Raw genomic sequence first — 4142 nt, 5'->3', positions numbered from 1 at the left:
AAATATAAGCTGGTTATTGAGGATATGAGGCAGGACCCCTCTTTGCTGATCATGCAGTCCCGCATTATGTCTGAAGAGGAGATCCTGGTGGTGAAACTCATGATCAGTTGGGCCCTGGAAAATAAAGAAATAGCGGAACTCAACGAAGAAGACAGCCAGTTTTTGGCAGAGACCTTACAAAGTGTTTTCAAGTGTTTTGACCAAGAGATCATTCTTTTCGGAAAGTTTCCGCAATTTGAAAGCAAAATAACCTGGTTGGCGCAAATATTACATAAGGGCCTGATGTAGTTTGCTTATTGTTAGGCGGATGATGGAAACAAAATTTTAGTTTATTCGAGCTTTTAGTGAAGAAATCATTATTCTCCACTAGTCTTTGGAAAAACAATGCCATAATGCACCGTGTAATTGGGATCTTTTCAATTATTACATTACTCCCCGTGTTGGCATCGAACGTTCGAAAACGGCCGATCTAAGTTGGAAAAATTCTAAATCCTATTTTCATCTTTTTAAAATTGACTCAACAGCCTCTAAAAACTCCAATAAGCATTCTAATAATCTCCCTTCTGGATTACCATACCAAGCCATCCGCAAAATCCAATGACCTATTTTGCGGGCATGTAATCACAAACTACTTGTCGCTTCAACCTTTTCAGAGCGATACAAATTATAAAGTGTTCAAAAAATCTAACATGTTAATTTTTTTGAACACTTTTCAAAAGGAAAATTACAGCAATTATTCACTTTTATCACCCAAATTCTTCTCAGCATATTTCTCCAAAATCCGCTCTACAACCATCAAAAAGCCATAAATGTGTTCAAAAAACTTGCCGCTCTGAGTACTGAACAGTAAAGATGCAACGATTTGCAATCTTTCCTTTTTTTACTCGTTGTTAATGCCTCTTCTCTGTTTTTATCTAATCTATTTTTTTATATATTTAGTAGATTTAAAATCGCTTGCTTTCAAATAGCGATTTTTATATAAATGTAATATTTAAGCAAATAATAATATACTATGCCAATATCTTTAAGTAATCACTCAGATCAAAGACTTTTGTGGGTTGATTATTCAAAAGGAATAGGCATAGTATTAGCAGTTTACGGGCATGTTATTAGGGGGTTAAAAGAATCGGGAGCCATCAGTGATGGTACTTTTTTTCGATATTCAGATACTTTTGTTTACAGTTTTCACATGCCGCTATTTTTTATTTTATCCGGCTATTTTTTTTACGATTCATTTATAAAAAGTCCGACAAGGTTTACTATAAACAAATTTAAAACGCTACTGTATCCGTTCATTATCTGGTCTTTACTTCAAACCCTGGTCGAGGTTTTATTAAACAGATTTACAAATACTAAAATTCCACCGGAAGCATTAATTACGTGTATATTCATTCCAAGAGATCAATTTTGGTTTGTGTATGCACTGTTTTTTATATTTATACTAAATGCTTTGTTCTTTAGAATATCAAAAAAATACGGATTGTATATTTCAATTGCAACCTGGTTCATTTATTGGGGTTTCCATTATAATTTAAGCCCTTTCAATCAAACTTTTCAATACTTGATATTTTTTAATATCGGCATTATATTTTCAAGGTTTAACAAACAATTTTTTGTATTGCTGAAAAGCAATAAACTTTTACTRTTAAATATTTTTCTGTTCACCCTTTTTGAATATTTATACTTTTCGATTACTAAGAATACCCGAGGTTTTCAATTCTTATTTATTACAGTCGCGACTTTAGGATCATTAATAATTATGCAATTATCTGAAAGAGCAGTATTAAATAAAATTTTTATTTTCTTTATTTTTCTGGGGAAAGAATCGTTGGCAATATATCTTGTTCATATTTTAGTGGCCAGTGGAACAAGAGTTATTTTATTAAAAATATTACACATATATAGTCCTGTCGTAAACATTTTAGCAGGCACTACGCTGGGAATAGTAATTCCATTGATAATATATTCATTCGCCATTAAAAGGCCTTATTTATCCTGGTTATTTAAATTTCCATTCAATAAAAAGAATGATAAAAATAAAATAAAGGATTATCAGATTACTTAATTAAGTTGTGTGGGTTCGACTCCGGCGCTGAATACTTTTAATCAAAAATCTTAACGTTAAGGGTCTATCGCTGTCCGAATTGTATTTAAGTTACAACTACTACGCTACCGTTGTTTGATTTACGCTTTAATATTAATGCAGTAATGATGGATATGATTAACCCAACCGGGAATATCTCCATATAGGTAAACAACACAACCATTAAAGGCGAGTTGTACATTTCCTTCATGGTGTTTATCTGTTTAGTTTTGGCAGCAATTTCACTGGCACTTGCACCACTATTTTGAGCTTTACTGATGATGTGTGCGGAATACTTATCCATAAAATCGGGGATGAACACATAATAATCAACAAGCCATACCAATACATATAGGGTTGATGCCACAAATGTAATGTATAAACCTATCCGAAATGCCTTAACAAGGCTGATAATGCCGCCATTATATTTATCCCTGTAATTTTTAACACCCACAAACACGAGCGAAAAGGCCAATATCATAGAGGCGTAACCGAGCAGCATGTTGCCTTCAAAATTGCCACTGCTATAACACCATGCTACACCTACAACTGCCCATACAGATACGATAAGCCCTGATATTAATCCAAATACAATTACGTTCTTTTTCATTTTGATTTAGCTTAATGTTTATAGGTCAAAGTTGAACTTTCGCATTCTTTTTTAGCTCATACTTTAGGGTGATTTTAATAAGAATAGCGATTTAATACTAAAGGATGATCAATATCAGGGTATCAGGCTTAGCTTTTTTGCCTTATCAACAGCCTGTGTACGTCGCCGTACTTCCAATTTTTCAAATACTTTTGATGAATGTGTTTTGATGGTGTTTAATGATACAAATAAGCGGGAAGCAATTTCATGATTGCTTAAACCTTCGGCCATCAATTGCAATACTTCCATTTCACGTTTGCTCAAACCAAGTTTGTTGAGTTCATTCTCATTCAAAACAAAATGCCCGCTTTTAATAATTACCTCTTTTTCAACAATTACAGTTTTGGGGCGGGTAAGTTTAACTGCCAGCCAGATACCAAGTAATGTAAAAATTACTGCTAATGAACCTGCATAAAGCTCAAACGCGTGGTCGATTATAACGAAACGCCACTCCAGCCATTTCATTAAGCTTAACAAAACAGCCAGGGATGCACCATAAATTAAAACGGAACGATTTCGTGTCAGGAAATTCAAAGTCATTTATGCCTTATTTGCATCCTTAAAATAAAACAATTTATGGTGTTAACCAAATTAGTTCACTTATTCTTATTTTTCTAATTTTTGAAAAATCCAGATCTCTGGATACCAAATCATTCATAGAAAGGGTGTATATCCTTTGCGGTAAAATAGAATTTTTCGTAAATCAACTTTTAAATTATCGGAGATGATATCATTGTTCTAAGTTTTTATACAGAACTTTGTATAGCCTGATAATCAGTATCATTAACCCCTAAAATTAAAACCATGAGTACCGGCAACAAAAGTAAAACAGCGATCCGCTTGTTAGTGGAAAATTGGGCAGAAGCAGTACGGAACAAAGATCTTGCGGGAATTTTGGCCTATCATGATGAAGACATTATTATGTATGATGTTCCTGAACCTTTCCAATCGAGGGGAATTGAGGCCTATATAAAAACCTGGGATACTTATTACGCGTGGTCGCAGAATAATCTTGGGATCTTTGATATCCGTGAATTGCATATCACCGCAGGCGAAGACGTGGCCTACTGTTGCGCAGCCATGCGATGTGCCGGCGTGGATGACAATAATGAAGATGAGTTTTTGGACTTCAGGCTAACTATCGGTTTCAAAAAAATAGATGGTCAATGGTGGTTTATGCATGAGCACCATTCATTGCCGGCAATTTGATAACGGCATATGGTTGATGTGCAATTAAGTTTAGACTGTCAAACGTGTCGAATTTATTTTTTATCTTGCAGAATATGCTTTTCTGTATATATTTGCACTCCCAACGCGAAAGTAGCTCAGTTGGTAGAGCACGACCTTGCCAAGGTCGGGGTCGCGAGTTCGAATCTCGTCTTTCGCTCAAAGCCCTTCCTGTCAAAAAGA

The 4142-nt window shown here is 34.7% G+C and carries 5 protein-coding genes and 1 tRNA gene; 4 read left to right on the top strand and 2 right to left on the bottom strand.

Going from position 1 to position 4142, the window contains the following annotated elements; genetic code table 11:
- Both AC1DRQ_RS29805 and AC1DRQ_RS29800 read left to right on the top strand, forming a co-directional pair.
- Positions 1–288: hypothetical protein (locus tag AC1DRQ_RS29805; RefSeq protein ID WP_477429500.1), on the top strand; the 288-nt coding region annotated here is incomplete at its 5' end.
- Between the two features lie 724 nt (positions 289–1012).
- Positions 1013–2065, top strand: coding sequence for an acyltransferase family protein (locus tag AC1DRQ_RS29800; protein ID WP_477429498.1), 1053 nt, complete (start codon positions 1013–1015; stop codon positions 2063–2065).
- A gap of 85 nt (positions 2066–2150) precedes the next feature.
- Here AC1DRQ_RS29800 and AC1DRQ_RS29795 read toward each other — a convergent pair whose 3' ends face one another.
- Both AC1DRQ_RS29795 and AC1DRQ_RS29790 read right to left on the bottom strand, forming a co-directional pair.
- Positions 2151–2693 carry a DUF4199 domain-containing protein gene (locus tag AC1DRQ_RS29795; RefSeq protein ID WP_477429496.1) on the bottom strand — a complete coding sequence of 181 codons (543 nt, stop codon included), beginning with the start codon at positions 2691–2693 and terminating at the stop codon, positions 2151–2153.
- 114 nt (positions 2694–2807) lie between these two features.
- Entirely contained in the window at positions 2808–3197 is a 390-nt protein-coding gene (locus tag AC1DRQ_RS29790) for a response regulator transcription factor (RefSeq protein WP_477429494.1), read from the bottom strand.
- Positions 3198–3536: 339 nt separating this feature from the next.
- Here AC1DRQ_RS29790 and AC1DRQ_RS29785 point away from each other — a divergent pair, with 339 nt between their 5' ends.
- The gene (locus AC1DRQ_RS29785; RefSeq protein WP_429398139.1) at positions 3537–3941 is read left to right on the top strand and encodes a YybH family protein; all 405 of its coding nucleotides are present in this window, start codon (positions 3537–3539) and stop codon (positions 3939–3941) included.
- 105 nt (positions 3942–4046) lie between these two features.
- Positions 4047–4119 (top strand) — tRNA-Gly (locus AC1DRQ_RS29780).
- Positions 4120–4142 lie beyond the last annotated feature (23 nt).

The sequence above is a fragment of the Mucilaginibacter sp. P4_E8 genome (genome assembly GCF_056401495.1).
The sequence above is the reverse complement of the archived record's forward strand: the minus strand, read 5'-3'. Positions and strand labels throughout refer to the sequence as shown.

Coding starts and splice junctions, on each gene's coding strand:
- AC1DRQ_RS29790 (WP_477429494.1), bottom strand. CDS start 3,197: ATGAAATGGCTGGAGTGGCGTTTCGTTATAATCGACCACGCGTTTGAG.
- AC1DRQ_RS29795 (WP_477429496.1), bottom strand. CDS start 2,693: ATGAAAAAGAACGTAATTGTATTTGGATTAATATCAGGGCTTATCGTA.
- AC1DRQ_RS29785 (WP_429398139.1), top strand. CDS start 3,537: ATGAGTACCGGCAACAAAAGTAAAACAGCGATCCGCTTGTTAGTGGAA.